The organism is Synechococcus sp. CCY9202 (assembly GCF_034931685.1).
GTDB lineage: Bacteria > Cyanobacteriota > Cyanobacteriia > PCC-6307 > Cyanobiaceae > CBW1002.
On the sequence record NZ_JAYGID010000052.1, the window covers coordinates 106,013 to 122,513 of the forward strand.

General features: G+C 68.0%; 13 protein-coding genes. 5 read left to right on the forward strand and 8 right to left on the reverse strand.

Annotation, left to right across the window (positions count from 1 at the left end):
• Window positions 1-34: 34 nt before the first annotated feature.
• From VB777_RS07590 to VB777_RS07610, 5 genes are all read right to left on the reverse strand, one after another.
• A complete protein-coding gene (locus tag VB777_RS07590) occupies window positions 35-820 on the reverse strand; it encodes a DUF3887 domain-containing protein (protein ID WP_322756997.1) in 786 nt (261 codons plus the stop codon).
• A 60-nt stretch (window positions 821-880) separates the two neighbouring features.
• On the reverse strand, window positions 881-2,500 hold the full coding sequence (locus tag VB777_RS07595) for a CocE/NonD family hydrolase (protein WP_323248066.1): 1,620 nt from the start codon (window positions 2,498-2,500) through the stop codon (window positions 881-883).
• Between the two features lie 17 nt (window positions 2,501-2,517).
• Window positions 2,518-2,730 carry a Nif11-like leader peptide family natural product precursor gene (locus VB777_RS07600; RefSeq protein ID WP_197155220.1) on the reverse strand — a complete coding sequence of 71 codons (213 nt, stop codon included), beginning with the start codon at window positions 2,728-2,730 and terminating at the stop codon, window positions 2,518-2,520.
• A 180-nt stretch (window positions 2,731-2,910) separates the two neighbouring features.
• The gene (locus tag VB777_RS07605; RefSeq protein ID WP_231605251.1) at window positions 2,911-3,303 is read right to left on the reverse strand and encodes a DUF4332 domain-containing protein; all 393 of its coding nucleotides are present in this window, start codon (window positions 3,301-3,303) and stop codon (window positions 2,911-2,913) included.
• A gap of 4 nt (window positions 3,304-3,307) precedes the next feature.
• Window positions 3,308-3,775, reverse strand: coding sequence for a Ycf51 family protein (locus VB777_RS07610; protein WP_197155217.1), 468 nt, complete (start codon window positions 3,773-3,775; stop codon window positions 3,308-3,310).
• Between the two features lie 67 nt (window positions 3,776-3,842).
• Here VB777_RS07610 and VB777_RS07615 point away from each other — a divergent pair, with 67 nt between their 5' ends.
• From VB777_RS07615 to VB777_RS07635, 5 genes are read left to right on the forward strand one after another with little or no spacing between them, the layout of a single operon-like run.
• Window positions 3,843-8,276, forward strand: coding sequence for a translocation/assembly module TamB domain-containing protein (locus VB777_RS07615; RefSeq protein ID WP_323248069.1), 4,434 nt, complete (start codon window positions 3,843-3,845; stop codon window positions 8,274-8,276).
• Window positions 8,277-8,328: 52 nt separating this feature from the next.
• On the forward strand, window positions 8,329-9,297 hold the full coding sequence (locus tag VB777_RS07620; protein ID WP_416223830.1) for an ROK family protein: 969 nt from the start codon (window positions 8,329-8,331) through the stop codon (window positions 9,295-9,297).
• A gap of 7 nt (window positions 9,298-9,304) precedes the next feature.
• On the forward strand, window positions 9,305-10,615 hold the full coding sequence (locus VB777_RS07625; protein ID WP_323248072.1) for a glutamate-5-semialdehyde dehydrogenase: 1,311 nt from the start codon (window positions 9,305-9,307) through the stop codon (window positions 10,613-10,615).
• Between the two features lie 10 nt (window positions 10,616-10,625).
• Window positions 10,626-10,997, forward strand: coding sequence for a dihydroneopterin aldolase (folB, locus tag VB777_RS07630; RefSeq protein ID WP_322757003.1), 372 nt, complete (start codon window positions 10,626-10,628; stop codon window positions 10,995-10,997).
• The gene (locus VB777_RS07635) at window positions 10,994-11,584 is read left to right on the forward strand and encodes an esterase/lipase family protein (RefSeq protein WP_322757004.1); all 591 of its coding nucleotides are present in this window, start codon (window positions 10,994-10,996) and stop codon (window positions 11,582-11,584) included. Before folB ends, VB777_RS07635 begins: the two co-directional genes overlap by 4 nt.
• Before the next feature lie 6 nt (window positions 11,585-11,590).
• On the opposite strand, the gene VB777_RS07640 is transcribed toward VB777_RS07635, so the two are convergent.
• From VB777_RS07640 to thrB, 3 genes are all read right to left on the reverse strand, one after another.
• On the reverse strand, window positions 11,591-13,753 hold the full coding sequence (locus tag VB777_RS07640) for a M3 family metallopeptidase (protein WP_323248075.1): 2,163 nt from the start codon (window positions 13,751-13,753) through the stop codon (window positions 11,591-11,593).
• Window positions 13,754-13,805: 52 nt separating this feature from the next.
• A complete protein-coding gene (locus VB777_RS07645; protein ID WP_323248077.1) occupies window positions 13,806-15,392 on the reverse strand; it encodes an NAD(P)H-quinone oxidoreductase subunit 4 in 1,587 nt (528 codons plus the stop codon).
• Between the two features lie 142 nt (window positions 15,393-15,534).
• Window positions 15,535-16,482: a homoserine kinase gene (thrB, locus tag VB777_RS07650; RefSeq protein WP_197155190.1), complete on the reverse strand. Its 948-nt coding sequence runs from the start codon at window positions 16,480-16,482 to the stop codon at window positions 15,535-15,537.
• Window positions 16,483-16,501: the final 19 nt, after the last annotated feature.

A 16,501-nucleotide genomic window follows, 5' to 3' on the forward strand; every position in this document is an offset into this window, starting at 1 on the left:
GGGCCAAGCGGCGGCTGGGCCCCGCTGTTGAGGATCAGAAGGCGTCGAGGGGGAAATCGACCCCGATCACCTGGCCCTGCAGGTTGAGAATCACGAAGAGGTTGTCGGTGAGCCGCCCGAACTGGGTGGTGACCAACACCAGCTGCTGCGCCTCATCCCGGCCGGCGAAAACGCTGCCCCGCACCCGCTGGAACGGACCGGTGAGCTTCTGCAGACCCTGCCAGCGCTCCTGCAAGGCGGCCGGCAGCATCTCCTCCTGCATGGCGGCGGACATCAGGCTGCGGGCCGTCAGCACCCGCCCAGCGGCCAGATCCTCAATGAATTTCACGGCGGTGTCCTCGACGGGGATCTGGCTGCGATCGAGCTCCCAGCCGAGAATCTTGCCCTCCCCATCCAGAATGAGCGTGAGGGGCCGGGTGCCACGGGGGGTGACCAGTTCCGCCTCCACCGTGCCGTCATCGGCGCCGAGCACCAGGGATTCGATCCGGGTGCTGCGCACGCCACCCAGCGAGGCGAGGCGCTCCTGCATAGCGGCAGGGGTTGTGAAGCGTCGCACGGGCTCAGCCAGATAGCCATAGAGAGCCCTGGCATCGCTTTGCTGGATGGCGAGCAGGATCCTCTCGGCGGCCTTGCGCAGCTTCTGCTTGGTCTGCTTGCGTTGGGGGCTTGCGACTTCAGCCACCAGGGTGGGGGCTCCATCCCCGTTCCCCTCCAGCGAGCCGAGGCCCGCAACAACCGGTCGAGCACCGAGACAGAGCGGAGTGACCACGCCACCCAGCAGCAGCAATGACAAGGGCAGAGCAGGACGGCGGTGAAGCACGGCAGGGGGTGCGCGGTGGCGACAGTTTGGCCGAAACCGGGATGGTCGAAGCACGTTGCCCTAATCCAGCCCCTCTGATGCCAAGGAACGCAGGCGCAACCGGGCGCCCGGAAGCCTGAACTGAAGAGTGATCACCCGATGGCGGTGGGTCACCGGCCCGGGCGCAACATCCGGGTCTCCCGAGTTCACTCCGATCTGCGGCCAGGAGGAAGCCCCCAGGGACAGGCGCAGGCGCTCGCCGGGCCGCAGCGCCAGCAGCACCGGCTGAAACAGGAGGATGCGGGGCTGGGGCAGGCCTGAGAGGTTGTTCCGGCAGCGGAGAACCCCGGTGCTCCATTGCCGCACCCCCATGCCATCCGCAGCCACCACGGAGAGGGCACCGCAGAGGTCGTAGCTGGCTTGATCAGCAGCCACGTCGATGCAGAGCTCGGGCTGGCCGAACAGCTCCAGGGGCTCGGCCAGGGGGGGCGTGCTGAAGCAGGCCACATCGCTGCGGGCGTCCAGATCAGCCCGGTCGACCGGACCGGCATCCAGGCCCAGATGGCCGCCCCGGCCAGGCAGTGGCCTCCAGGGATCGTGCACCAGGGTCAGGGTGCATGCACCGGCACCATCCGCAGGCCCCTCAGTGCTGACCCCGGGGATGAGTTGGCCTTCGTCGACGCGGACGGCCGCCAGCCCCTGACTTCGGAGCCACCAGGCGTCGGCAGAGGGAGCGGCAGGATCTGGGGATCGCCAGGCACCGTCTCCCAGGCGCTCGAGCAGCAGCGGCGGGGGCAAGGGTCCCGGGGGGCTCATCGAGACCTCCGATGCCTTCAGGTGCCGATCGAAGAAGGCCAGCTGCAGGGCATCGAGCCCGCCGTGCCAGTTCAGATGAGACCAGGCACCGATGCGCAGCCACGGATCACCCCCCGCCGCCTGGGACCGCCGCCACAGATCCAGCACGCCGCGAAGATGGGGGTCGTACCAACCGCCGATCAGCAGCATCGGTCGGCGTAGCAGCTCCAGGGGCGCTTGATGGCAGGTCCAGCCCGCCGAGATGGCAGGTTCACGGCCTAACCAGGTCAGACCCATTCCCAAGGGGTCGTGGCGCTCAAGCAGGTTCACACCCTCCTGTAGAAATGTGCCGGTTTCGAGGCTGCGCCGGATCTCCAGCCAGCCCTCTCCGTCAGAACGACGGGCACAGCCCTGGGCCGCCAGCTGCAGGGCCCAGCCCAACCCCAGGGCCCACCAGTGCGCCCCCCCCTCACTGGCCCAGTGGCAGCGTTCATCAAGACCGCAATGGGCCGGTGCAAGGGCATCGGGGAAGTCCTGCGGGACGCTCCCGTCCGAGAGCACCTGGGTGAGCCCCTGATAGGAGAAGCCGTACGTCCCCACCCGTCCATTGGCGTGGTCCAGGTGGCGAGCCCAGCGCACACAGTCAGCACCATCGGAAGCCTCCTGGGCGAAGCCTCTGAAGTGGCCACCGGACTCCCCTCGTCCGCGCACATCGACCACTACCACCTGATACCCCTGAGCGGCATACCAGGCGGGATGGGCGTAGGTCACCGTTGAGGCGATCGCCCGGCCGTAGGGCTGACGCATCAACAGAACAGGCCAGAAACCGGATCCCCGCGGCCGCCAACGCCGGGCTGCCAGGCTCACCCCGTCGCGACACAGGAGGCGGAGGTCCTCCTGGGCCACTGCCAGTGGTGCGGAGGTCAGCGAACCTCAGGGCAGTGAAGCCCGATCACGTAGGTGGTGAGCACCTCGGCATCGACGGGGGTGAGACCCCGCTGCTGCGCGATGCGACTCACCGCCTGCGGGGAGGTGGCTGACATGCCCTGGCTGTTGAACTGCCGCAACTGAGCACAGATGCTCTGCGCCAGGGCAGGGTTCTGCTTCACCGATTCGAGGAGGGGCGAAGCAGCCAAGCCAGCGCTACCGAGGGGGTAGGTGGCAAAACCGAAAAGGAGAGCCCCGGCGCCAGTCAACAAACGATGCAAGGCGGGGCGTGAGGAGTTCAGGAGTTTGGAGCGGTTCGGCATGGTGCCACCCATCGGGGGCTGCATCCATTCCAGTCAGCGGCAACCGGCATCGGGTCGGTACGGGTGTCAGTTCCGGGAGCGACCGAGGCCTTCCCGGGCGGCGGCGATCCACTGCCGCAGTGTGGATAGTTCCAACGCCGGAACCGCCATGCCGGTGAGGCTGCGCTGCAGGCGGCCCATCTGCACCCACAGGCGCTGGGGATCGGCCTGGGCAAGGCCGCGACGGTCCGCAATGCCGGCGTAGAGCAGCAGCGCCGCCTCTGAAGGGTGAAGGCCCACCTCGCAGACCAGTCGCGCCTGGGCACGAAGCTTGATCAGTTGCTTCTCGCTGGCGCCACCGCCGCTGCCGAGATCCCGCAGGGCACGATCGTCCAGCCCGGCCAGTTGTTCCCAGGCCACGATGCCGGCCTGCTCCAGCCGACGCTGCTCGCGATGACAGTGGCGGGGCAGGGGCAGCAAGCGATCAGCCTGCCAGCACGACCGAACCATCCCGCAGGCTGCGGGTGGCCTCACCCAGCACCACCGGACGGCTCAGGCCGGGCGCCACCGTTTCGAGTCGGCGCAGCCTGACCCGCACAAACCCATCCGCGGAATTGCGGCCGCTGCCCCGCAGGTTGCTGGCCACCTGCTCCAGGGTCGGGGCCACAGCGGCCGGGTCGAGATTGGCGGGCGCCGCAGCGATCACCAGATCACCGCCGTTGTCGAACACCACGGGTACGGGCACCGCCCCCTCGATCGACACCCGCGGGCTGTAGCTCACGGCAAAGGCCAGGCAGGAAAGCGACAGCAGGGCGGTGAAGCTGGTGATCCCCACCAGACGGAAGCGAATCCCCCAGGTGGCCAGGAAGCCGATCCCGGTGAGAAGGGCCAGGCCGCCGCTGGCGGCGCCGAGCCATTGGCCCGCCGTGAACAGGATTGGATCGGCAGGCATGGGGGCTGGTCAAGCGGCAGATGACTTTTATATTGCGCCCGTCGAAGACACGGGCAGACCCAGGGGCATGGCGGGCTTGCCGGATTCATCACCATCGGCGGCCAGCTGGTACCGGACGACGACACCCCTCTCCTGCCGGCTGCCCTGGCTGCTCGGCCTTGGCGCTGCCGCGGGTCTGGCCTGGTTTGGGGCTGACCACCTGGCCCGCACCGTCTTCGACCACTGGAAACCACGGCTGGAGCGACAGCTGAGCCAGGTGCTGGGCCATCCGCTGCAGCTCGGGCCTTACCAGGGAATCGGCCTCTCGGGGCTGCAGGTGGGACCCTCGAGCCTGGGGCAAGGTGCCCAGGACCGCTCCGAGGCCAGGGTGGCGGGCCTGGGTGTGGCTCTCGACCCGTTTGCGAGCCTGCAACGCTGGACTCCGGTGCTGGATCTGCAGGTGCGCGGTGCCGAAGCCGATCTGCGCCGCAATGCACGCGGTCAGTACTGGGTCCTGGGTAGCACGACTCGCAACCAGAAGCCACCATCACTGGAGCTGCGGATCAACCTTGCTGATCCGGCACAGCTGCGGATCGCCCCTGCCGGTGTCGACCTGCGCCTCGGCGGCAGGGTCGGCCTGATGCTCCAGGAGCGTCGGATCGACCTGAGCGGCCGTCTGCAGCCGGCCGAAGGTCCTGGGCTGGTGGCGATCGAGGCGGGGGGGCGCTGGGATCGCCAGCGCTGGCAGGCACAGCTCAACCTCCAGCGCCTGCCGGTGAACCTCCTGCAGCGGTTCACGCCCCTGCAGGGCCACACCACCGGGCAGCTGGACGGCCGCCTGGTCCTGGCCCTGAGCCAGGGACGGCCCAGCTGCCGCGGAGCCGTCAGTCTCAAGCAGCTGCGCTGGCGACCCCCTGGGGCGAGCCCCGGCAGCACCACCGGAACGGGAAAACGAGCCGCAACCGATATCAGCAGCCCCACCGCAGACCTGCGCTGCGAAGGCGACAGCCTGGTGCTGGAGCGGAGCATCTGGGGATTGGGAGGCTGGAGCGGCAGCCTGGCCGGTCGGGCCCACCTGCCCCGCCAGCAGGTCAGCCTCAGCTTCAAGGCCCAACCACCACGTCGGGCTCGGGGCAGCCGCACCGCAGCGGCCTTGCCGGCCTTGCCGGCCTTGCAGGGAACGGCGGCCGGCCGCTGGAGCCGTCAGGGCCTGGCGGTCTCCTCTCTGCAGGTGAAGGGCGGTCGCTCCCAGCTGTCGGCCTCCGGCAGGGTGGGGCCGCTGCTGGCGTTGAACGGAACCTGGCGGCTGGATCCCAGCGACCTGCCACTGCCACCCAGCGCCCCCTCCTGGCTGACCGAGCAGACGCTGGCGGGCAGTCTCCAGCTGAGCGGGACTGCGGCGGCACCGGCGTTGGCGGTGCAGGTGCCCCGGCTCACCAATCCCCTCACGGGAGACCTACGGGCTTCTCTGGTGTGGCGTAAGGGGTTGCTGCGGCTGGATGACCTCAGGGGTCCCTACCTGCAGGCCAGCGGTCAGCTGCCGTTACAGCCCTCCCATGAAGGCGGTCTGCGCACCGGGCCGCTGGAAGCTCAGCTGCAGCTCACAGCCTTTCCCCTGCAGAGGCTGGATACCCTCGTCGGCACAAGCCTGCGGGGTGAGCTCAGCGCCTCCGGCCGGATCCACGGCCCGCTGCAGGATCTCAGCCCCGACCTCGACCTCGAGCTGGCTGGCCCCGGTGCCGGTCCCCTCAGCCTGAGCGAGACCTGGCAGGGCCAGCTCAAGGGCACCGGTGCAGGCGCCAGTGCCCTGCAGATGCAGGCCAGCACAGCCAGCGGCGGCAGCCTCAAGGCCGGCCTGGACCGTTCCTGGATGCCGGTGGCCCTCGAACTGACGCGAGGTGGTGGAACGCTCACTCTGACGGGCCGTCCAAGCGCCTACCGCTGGCAGGCCAGCGCCTTCCCTCTTCAGGGCCTGACCCTGGCCTTGGGCCCCCGCAAGCACCCCCAGCCATTGCAGGGCGAGCTCAGCGGTGACGGCAACCTGGCGTTGCAACCACTGGCCTTCGGCGGCTGGGTGACCCTCGCCCAACCGGTCTTCCTTGGTGTGCGGGCCCAGGAGCTGCAGGCCGGATTGCGCTATGCCGACCGGCGCTACCGGCTCACGGCTGATCTGGAACCCCTGGCAGGCGGCTCCATCGCCGCCACCCTCACCGGCCGATGGCAGGGTGCCTACCGGGCCCAGCTGGAGGGACGGGGCCTCACCACCGATCTGTTCCGTCAGCTGGCCCAGGCCCTCCCTCTCTGGCGTGGTGAGGAAGGTCCTCCCCAGGGCAATGCCGCCGACCTCGGCGATCTGGTGATCGATCAGCTGGGGGGCAGCCTGCAGGACCAGCTCATCGCCCTGCAGCGCGCCCGTGAGCGACTGAACCTTGAAGCTGCAAACTCTGCCCCCGAAGACCTGCGCGAGCGCCTTGCCGCCACCCAGGCGCTGGTCGACACGGACCTCACCCTCAGCGGACCGAACCTGGCCCAGACCCACGTGGATCTGAGCGCCAAAGGCCATCTCTGGCTGCGGGGCACCGCTGAGGACCAGGCCCTGGCCCTGGACCCGTTTGTGGTGAGTCTGCAGGGGCCCATCCGCCATGGCGAGGGCAGCTTTGATCTGGCCAGCCTGCCGCTCAGCCTGCTGGCCTTGCTCACCCCCGTCCCCGGAAGCCTGCAGGGATCGCTCTCGGCTAAAGGACGGTATCGGCTGGGCAACGGCCAGCCGGAGCTTGAGGCCGAGCTGGCCCTGCATCAGGGGCACCTGGGCGAAGCCGATCTTCAGCTGGAGCGGGGCAGCGTTCTGCTCAAGGATGGTTTCCTCGACACCGACCTGGCCCTGCGTGCTGCCGGAGCCACGAGCGCCGTCGATTTCACCGGCCGCATCCCACTGGATCCTCAGGCACAGGGTCTGGAGGTGCGCCTGGCCAGTCGCGGCGATGGCCTGCGCTTCCTCACGACCCTGGCCGGGTCGTCGCTCGACTGGAAAAAAGGTAGTGCCGACATGCAGCTGCTGGTGCGGGGCAGCCTGGCCGATCCGATCGCCAACGGCTTCCTGAGGCTGCGCGAGGGCGAACTGCGCTTCATCGGCCAGACGGTGACGGCCCTCGAGGCCACGATGCTGTTCGACTTCCAGGAGCTCCTGCTGCAGGAACTCACGGCCCGGGTGGGCGAGAAGGGTCAGGTCGAGGGCAAGGGAAAACTCGGTCTGGTAAGGCCGGTGTCACCTGAACCCAGCCTCACCCTCACCCTGAAGCATGTGCCTTTCAAGCTGCAGCGGATCGACGCCTTCAGCGACGGTCAACTGGCCTTTGGCGGCAGCCTGCGGGCTCCACTGCTGGGCGGAAATCTGGCGATCCGACAGGGAAGCGTCAATGTCCAGCCGGGCCAGGTGGCTGCCGGCGGTGATGGAGCGGGGGCAAACCAATCAAGCGATGGAGGCGAATCCGACGCCAGCAAGCCAGCCGCAGGAGCCAACCCGGATGTCAATGAACTGCTGCAGCGCAACTGGGCCTTTGACCAGCCGCTGGTGCTGCTGGGCCCGGAGGTGGACAGCAGCACCAGCGACGCCCTACGCAAGGCGATCCCGAATTTTCCCTACCTGCGATTCAGGGATCTGACCCTGCGGCTCGGTCCTGATCTCAAGGTGACCGTGCCGAACGTGGCCAGCTTCAGCACCGGTGGCTCCCTGCGGCTGAACGGACCGCTGGATCCGAGCCTTCAGGCCGCCGGCGTGGTGCGGCTGCTGGGCGGTCGGCTCAACCTGTTCACCACCAGCTTCAACCTCGACCCCGATGCCCCCAACGTGGCGGTGTTCACGCCGTCGTTGGGACTGCTGCCCTACCTGGACATCGCGTTGCGCACCCGGGTCTCCGAAAATCTCTCCAGCAACCTGGGCGCCAACACCGGTTCAGGACTGAGCCTGGCGGAACTGGAGGCCCAGGGAGGCTTCAGCTCCTTCAACCAGCTCAAGCTGGTGCGGATCACCGTGAGTGTCAGCGGGCCGGCCGATCGCATTGCCGAGAACCTTCGGCTCACCAGTGATCCACCCCTGCCGGAGGAGCGGTTGGTGGCCCTGATCGGCGGCAACTCCCTGGCGGGGCTGAGCGGCGGCAATGCCGGTGCCGCCCTGGCCACGGCCCTGGGGCAATCGTTGCTCTCGCCTCTGCTCGGTTCACTCAGCGATGCCTTCGGGCAGCGGGTCAGCTTCGCCCTTTACCCCACCTACGTGAGCCCGGTGGTGTCCCAGGCCGAGGAACTGCGCTCTCGCCAACTGCCGCCGCAACTGGTGCTGGGCTCGGAAATCGGCCTCGACATCACCGAGCGCTTCAATGCCGCGGTGCTGGTGGCACCGAACCGCTCCGACATCCCTCCACAGGTGACCCTGAACTACAAGGCCTCCGAGAACATCAACCTGCAGGGGTCGTTCGACACCCAAGGGGCCTGGCAGACTCAGATGCAGCTGTTCTTCCGTTTCTGACTCAGTTGTTGAAGGTGGCGCGGCAGGATCAGCCGGCCCTGCCATGGCGGCGATGGCCCAACTGATCGGGATCGACGTCGGCGGAACCGCGATCAAGCTCGGCCGCTTCGACCAGGACGGCCACTGCCTGGCGGAAGCGGAGGTGGCCACGCCCCAGCCGGCCATGCCCGGTGCCGTGACCATGGCGATCGCCGAAGCTGTGGAGACCATCGACCCGCAGCGGCTGGCGCCATGGGTGGGCATCGGCCACCCGGGCCCCAGCGACCAGGCGGGTCGTGTGGCGCGCATCGCGATCAACCTGCCCGGCTGGCAGGACGTCCCTCTGGCCACCTGGCTGGAACCGATGCTGGAGCGTCGGATCACTCTGGCCAACGATGCCAACTGTGCAGCCCTGGGTGAATTGCGCTTCGGCGCGGCACGCGGCTGCCGTGACGTGGTGCTGCTCACTCTGGGAACGGGGGTTGGAGGGGCGGTGATCCTGCAGGGCAACCTGTTTCTCGGCCATCGTGGCGCCGCTGCCGAACCGGGTCTGATCTGTCTCGATCCGGATGGACCGGAGTGCAACAGCGGCAACCGCGGCTCCCTGGAACAGCACTGCAGCATCAGCGGTCTGCAGCGGCTCAGCCCCCTCTCACCCCAGGAGCTCTGCCAAAGGGCCGATGGTGGAGATGCTGCCGCGATCGAGGTCTGGAGTGCCTATGGACGGCTGCTGGGGGTGGGGATCACCTCACTTCTGTACCTGTTCACGCCGGAGCGGGTGCTGATCGGCGGCGGCCTCAGCGGCGCCTGCCACCATTTCCTCCCAGCCGTGTGGGAGGAAGTGACGCGGCGGGTGCTGCCGGTGAGCCGCGAGGGCCTGGACATCCGCCCCTGCGAGCTCGGCAATGGCGCCGGCCGGCTGGGGGCCGCCCTGCTGGCCCTTGAGCGCCTCAGCGCTGGGGAGAGCGGCACAACTCTGATCGGCGCAGCGGAAGTCGACACGATGGAGGTCGACGGAGCGGCGGCTGACGGCTTGGGATGATGAATGGATGAGCCCGTCCATCCCCGATCCGAGCCCGGAACTGCTGCGACGCGCCGCCGCCGTTCGCCGGGCCGCCACCGCCCTGAGCCAGCTCAACGACGACGCCCGCCGCCAGGCGTTGCACGCCATGGCCGACGCCCTCGAAGCCGAGGCCGACCGGATTGTGGCGGCCAACCAGGAGGATCTCGAGGCCGCCGCGACCGACGGACTGGCCCCGGCCCTGGTGGCACGGCTCAAGCTGGATACCGCCAAACTCGCCGGCGCGATCGCCGGAGTTCGGCAGGTGGCGGACCTGAGCGATCCCATCGGCCGACGCCAACTTCACACCGAGCTGGATCAGGGCCTGGTGCTGGAGCGTGTGAGCGTGCCCCTGGGCGTGGTGGGGGTGATCTTCGAGGCCAGGCCCGATGCGGTGATGCAGATTGCCGCGCTGGCGATCCGCTCTGGCAACGGCGCCATCCTCAAGGGCGGTCGTGAAGCCAGCCGCAGCTGCCAGGCCATCCTCAACGCCCTGCAGCAGGGCCTGGCCAACAGTGCCGTGTCTCCGGACGTGCTGGACCTGCTCACCACCCGTCAGGAAAGCCTGGCCCTGCTCAAGCTCGATGGGCTGGTGGATCTGATCATCCCGCGCGGATCCAATGCCCTGGTGCGTTTCATCCAGGACAACACCCGCATCCCCGTGCTCGGGCATGCCGATGGCATCTGTCACCTCTACGTGGATGCCGCAGCCGATCCGGCCCAGGCGCTGAGGGTGGCCCTGGACAGCAAAACCCAGTACCCGGCGGCCTGCAACGCAATGGAAACGCTGCTGGTTCATGAAGCGATCGCCCCCACCTTCCTGCCACAGGCGATCGATACCTTCGCCGCCGCCGGTGTCGAGCTGCGGGGTGATCCGGCCGCATGCCGATTCGGCATCACACTGGAGGCAACGGAGGACGACTGGCGCACCGAGTACTCCGATCTGGTGCTGAGTGTGAAGCTGGTGCCGGATCTGGAGGCTGCCCTGGAGCACATCCGCCATTACGGATCGCGCCACACCGATGCGATCTGCACCACCGATCCCGTCGCGGCTGATCGGTTTCTGGCGGCGGTGGACAGCGCCGGGGTGTATCTCAACTGCTCCACCCGCTTCGCCGATGGCTTCCGCTATGGCTTCGGAGCGGAAGTGGGCATCAGCACCCAGACCCTGCCACCCCGGGGCCCGGTGGGGCTGGAGGGGCTGGTGACCTACCGCTACCGCCTGCGGGGCGACGGTCATATCGCCTCCGACTACAGCAGTGGCATGCGTCACTTCCTGCATCATCCCCTGCCCCTCTGAACAGCCCCGCATGCTCATCCATGTGCGCGATCTACGGCTCTGGGCCCACGTGGGTGTGCTGGATGAGGAGCGGCAACTGGGCCAGTGGTTCACGGTGTCGTTCAGCCTCGACGCCGGTCTGAACGCCGCCAGCCAGAGTGATCAACTTGACGACACCCTCGACTACAGCCTGGCGATCCGTGCCCTGCAGCAGCAGGCGAACCAGCTCTGCTGCCTCACGATCGAGCACTACGCCAGCCGCATGCTGGATCGGCTTGAACAGATCTATGGGCCCGTGCCGATGCGGCTGGAACTCTGCAAGTGCCAGGCACCGGTTCCGGGATTCACAGGACACGTGGCCGTGGAGCTGACGCGCAACTGGCCGGCCACGGACCTGCGATGAGCCCGCCTCTGGTGCTGGTGCATGGGCTGTGGGACACACCGCGCCTGTTTCGCCACCTCGAGGCCGCCCTGGCCGGTGGCCGAAGCGAGCGGCTCGTGCCTCATCTCCCCCATCGCTGCGGGCACACCTCCCTGACGGTGCTCGCTGAACGGCTTGGCGAACGGATCGAGGCCACCTATGGCGCCGATCTCCCCATCGATCTGCTCGGCTTTTCGATGGGCGGTGTGATTGCCCGCCTCTGGCTGCAAGGGCTGGGTGGGTATCGGCGCACACGCCGCTTCTTCAGCCTCGGCAGCCCCCAGCAGGGCAGCCTGCTGGCCCTGCCCTGGCCCCAGGCGCTGATGCCGGGCCTGGCACAAATGAAGCCCGGCAGCCCGCTGTTGCGTCAACTCAACGACGATATCTCGACGCTCAAGGCTGTGGAATGCCACAGCCTTTTCTGCCGCTGGGACCTGATGGTGGTACCCGGCTGGACAGCCGTGCTGCCGGTGGGAACGCGCCAGGAGCTTCCGGTCTGGACGCACCGGCAGCTGCTCACCGATCCCGCCGCCCTGACTCCTCTGACAGCCTTGCTGCTGCAGGAGTAAGGCAGCTCAGGCCGTCACCAGGCCCGAATGACGAATCAGGGCATCGGTGCTGGGGGCACGGCCACGGAAGGCCGCAAAGATCTCCGCCGGCGAGCGGCTGCCCCCCAGGCTGAGCACGGTGTCGCGGAAGCGGCGACCGGTGGCCACCACCGCCTCATCCCGATCCAGGCCCACCTCCTCAAAGGCACTGAAGGCATCGGCGCTGAGCACCTCGGCCCACTTGTAGGAGTAGTAGCCGGCCGCATACCCCCCCGCGAAGATGTGGGAGAAGGCGCAGAGAAAGGCGTCGTCGTCGATCGGAGCCAGGACTGTGGTGGTCCTGGCGATGGCCCGTCGCATCTGGTCTGGGGTGAGGCCACAGCTGGGCGTCCAGCTGCTGTGCAGGCGCAGGTCGGTGAGGGCGAAGTGCACCTGTCGCAGCGTGGCGCTGCCGCCCATGAACGTGCGCGCCGCCAGGAGCTTGCGGTAGTCGGCCTCGGGCAGGGGCTCGCCGCTCTGCCAGTGGCGGGCCATACCCATCAAGGTGGCGCGGTCATAGCACCAGTTCTCCATGAACTGGCTGGGGAGCTCCACCGCGTCCCACTCGACGTTGTTGATGCCGGCCGCCTGGGGCCGCTCCACGGTGGTGAGCATGTGCTGCAGGCCGTGGCCAAATTCGTGGAAGAGGGTTTCCACCTCCTCAAAGGTCATCAGGCTGGGCACCTCCCCGACCGGTGGGCTCTGGTTACAGATCAGATAGGCCACGGGCAGCACGGGCTGGCCCGCCTCACTGCGGCTGCGGCCGAGGCAGTCATCCATCCAGGCGCCACCGCGCTTGCTGCCGGGGCGGCTGAAGGGATCCAGATAGAAGAAGGCCAGCGGCTCCCCACTGGCGGCATCCCGCACCCGGAAAAAGCGCACGTCCGGGTGCCAGAGCGGCGCCTCACCATCGGCCACCTCGATGCGGATGGCAAACAGGCGCTGGCAGAGGTCAAACAGTCCCTGGAGCACCTGCTCAAGGGGAAACCAGGGCCTCAGGGCCTCACTGTCGAGATCAAAGGCCTCGCGGCGCAGCACCTCCGCCCAGAAGCTCACATCCCAGGGCTGCAGATCGCTGGCCTCCGGGGCGTCGTGGCGGCCGGCGCAGGCCGCCAGCTCCTTCAGCTCGGCCTCGGCCACCGGGTAGGCCGCAACGCGCAGCTCCTCCAGCAGACGCTCGACCGCCTCGACGGAGTCGGCCATCTTGGCGGCCAGGCTCACCTCGGCCCAGTTGGCAAACCCGAGCCGCTCCGCCTGCTCGCGCTTGAGGGTGAGGATGCGCTCGATCAGCGGGGCATTGTTGAGCTCGCCACCGGAGGCGCGGCTCACCTGGGCGCGGTAGACCCGCTCCCGCAGATCACGGCGCCGGCTGTACTTGAGGAAGGGAAAGGCGCGCGGCGCATCGAGCCCCAGGCGCCAGGGGCCCTCGGCCGCCGTGGCGGGGCTGCCATCGGCGCGGTTGTCGCCGGCCTCGCGGGCCGCCTGGGCCAGCAGCTCCCGCAGGCTGGCGGGCAAGCCCTCAAGATCGGCCTCATCGCTCAACACCAGGCTCCACTGGTTGGTGGCGTCGAGCACATGGTTGCTGAAGCTCGTGGCCAGTTCCGCCAGCTCCTGGCTGGCGGCGTTGAAGGCCTCCTGGGCCGGGCCCTCCAGACCCACGCCGCGCAGCTGCATGTCCCGCAGTTCAGCGGTGAGGATGCGCTGCTGGGTGGCATCGAGGCGCAGAGCGGATCCCTCGGCGGCGCCTTGGTGCTGCGTGTCCAACGCCTGCAGGGCGGCATAGACGACTGAACTCTGGCCAGCCCGGTTGCCGAAGGCGACCACTCCACCCTGCTGCTGCTGGTGGGCCTGCCGCAGCTCCGGCGTGTTGCAGACCCCGTTGAGATGACTCACCACACCCCAGCTCCAGCGCAGCCGCTCCCCCAGCCGCTGGAGCGGATCCATCACCTCGTTCCAGGTCAGGGGAACGTCGTCATGCAGCCGGGAGCTGAGTTGATCTTCCAGGGCCGAGAGGCCAGCGTTGAGCTCTTCCAGTAACGCCGGAATGGCCTGATCCACCTGCTCCGGAGTGATTGCATCGAACGGGGGCAGTCCCTGACCAACCAGCAACGGGAGGCTGGGATCGGCAATGGCAACGGCGCTGGGCGTCATGGCTGGGAGCAGTCTGGCTCCCATTCCACAGGGTTGGCGGAGCGGCCGTGGTTCAGCCGAGGGCGGTCAACCGACCCAGGGCGATCTGGGCCTGATCGACCAGCTCGGTGGCCAGGGCATTGGTGCTGGCTTCGTAGAAGTCGATCGCCACGCGAGGCCAGAAGCCGATCACGAGGGTCGGAACCAGCAGGCTGAGGCCGATCAGGAGCTCGCGCGGCTTCATATCGCCCACCACGGCCAGGGCGGGGATTCTGGGTCCGAAGAACACACGCCGGCAGAGCGAAAGCAGATACACCGGCGTCAGCACCAGGCCAATGGCCGCCAGCACGATCGTGATCACCCGGAATCCCACGGTGAATCCGTCATTGGCGGTCACCCCGAGGAAGACGGTGATCTCACTGACGAAGCCGCTCATGCCCGGCAGGGCCAGGGAGGCAAGACAACTGGCCAGGAAGAAGGCGAAGGTGATCGGCAGGGCCTTGGCCAGGCCGCCCATGTTCGGGATCGAGAGGGTCTTGGTGCGCTCGTAGAACACGCCGGTGACGAAGAACATGGCCGCGGCGATCAGGCCATGGCTGATCATCTGCAGCTGGGCACCGCTGATGCCGAGCGCATCAATGGCACCGATGCCCAGCAGCACGAAGCCCATGTGGCTCACCGAGCTGCAGGCGATGCGGCGCTTGACGTTGTCCTGAGCGAAGGCATTGAGGGCGCCGTAAATGATGTTGACGATCCCGAGCACGATCAGCGCAGGAGCCAGTTGCAGATGGGCTTCGGGCAGCATCTGGACGTTGAAGCGCAGCAGGGCATAGCCCCCCATCTTGAGCAGGACACCAGCCAGGAGCATCGAGACCGGCGCATTCGCCTCGCCATGGGCATCCGGCAGCCAGGTGTGCAGCGGGAAGATCGGCAGCTTCACGCCGAAGCCCACCAGGAAACCGAGATAACAGAGCAATCCGAAGGTTCCACCGGGGGAGCGGGCGGCCAGCTCGGACAGATTGAGGGTGAATCCATCACCGGACAACGCCAGGGCCAGACCACTGATCAGGATCAGCAGGGACGCCGTGGCGGTGTACAGGATGAACTTGGTGGCGGCGTACTGGCGCTGGTTGCCACCCCAGATGGCGATCAACAGATAGACGGGAACCAGCTCGAGCTCCCAGGCCAGGAAGAACAGCAGGAAATCCTGGGAGAGGAAGACCAGTCCCTGGGCTGAAGCCTGGATCAGCATCAGCGCGAAATAGAGGCGTGTCTTGCGATTCACCGACCAGCTGGCCGCCACCGCCAGCAAGGTGACCAGCCCGCTCAGCACCACCAGGGGAGCGGAGAGGCCATCGGCGGCCAGCGACCACTCCAGGCCGAGGGCAGGAACCCAGGGCACCCGCTCGACCAGCTGAAGACCGCTGAGGCCACCTTCGAAGTGGCGGCTGAACACCCAGAGCATCAGGGCGAAATCCAGCGACAGCACCCCGAGGGCGATGCCCCTCGGCAGACGGGGATCGCTGCCATCTCCCGGCAGGAGGGGCATGACCAGGGCTGCCGCCGCCGGCAGCAGCACGATCAGGCTCAGCCAGGGAAAGGAGGCGGAATCGAACACAGAGGGGGAGGACGCGACCAGAAGGAAGAGGTTGGCGTCCATCACCAGAAAGCGACTTGTTGTTGGCCTCCTGAACCCCGAACCACAACGTTCTGTGGCACGTGAAGGAAGTTGCGGCGAATCTATCAGCTCGACGGTCTCATCCTGAGCAGAAATACTCAGCCCACAGGGTTGATCTGCCGGCTCAGCGCAGGGGCAGGGGTTCCCACTGACTGCCGCGGTGGCGGATGCCCAGAACTTCGGAGCGGGCCGACACCCCCTCCCGCTCCCAGGCGGTCACCATGGCCTGGCCCACCGCCTCGGTCACAGAGTCTGTGCCCAGGGCCAGCAACGTGGGACCCGCTCCACTGATCACACAGCCCCAGGCGCCAGCCGCGATCGCCGCCTCCCGCACGGCCCGTCCCCCCTGGATCAGCCCCCAGCGGTAGGGCTCGTGCAGACGGTCGTGCATGCCATCGGTGATCAGATCCCCGTTGCCGGTGCGCAGCCCCTGCAACAGCAGCGTCAGAGCACCGAGATTCATCACCGCATCGGGGATCGGGATGCTCTTGGGCATGGCCCGGCGCGCCTCGCTGGTGGTCAGCCGGATCGACGGGATCGCCACCACGACCCTGACCTGATCCGACCATTCACAGCGCACCACCCGCCAGCGATGCGACGCCGCCTTGGCGGTGAGGCAGAGGCCACCCACAAGGGACGGCACCACGTTGTCGGGATGGCCCTCGATGTCGATGGCCAGCTCCAGCAGCTTCTCCTGACTGAGAGGTTCACCCACCAGGGCATTGGCGCCCACCAGGCCCGCCACGATTGCCGTGGCACTGCTGCCGAGGCCACGGGCCGGCGGCACCGCCAGGCGGACGCGAGCCTCCAGGGCCACCGGCTCCTCGCCGGCCTCCCGCCAGACCCGCTGGGCGGCTCGGTACACGAGGTTGTCGGGCCCACCGCGCAGGTGGGCGCCTTCGCTGCCCTCGATGATGAGATCGAAGCGATCACTGCCGCCTTCGATGCAACGCAGCTCGAAGCGGTTATCCAGCGGGAGCGCCGCTCCCAGGCAGTCAAAGCCGGGCCCGATGTTGGCTGTGGTGGCGGGCACATCCACCAACACGCCCTGGCCGATCTGGGGACGCACCATCGGTATCTGCCTTCCGCAC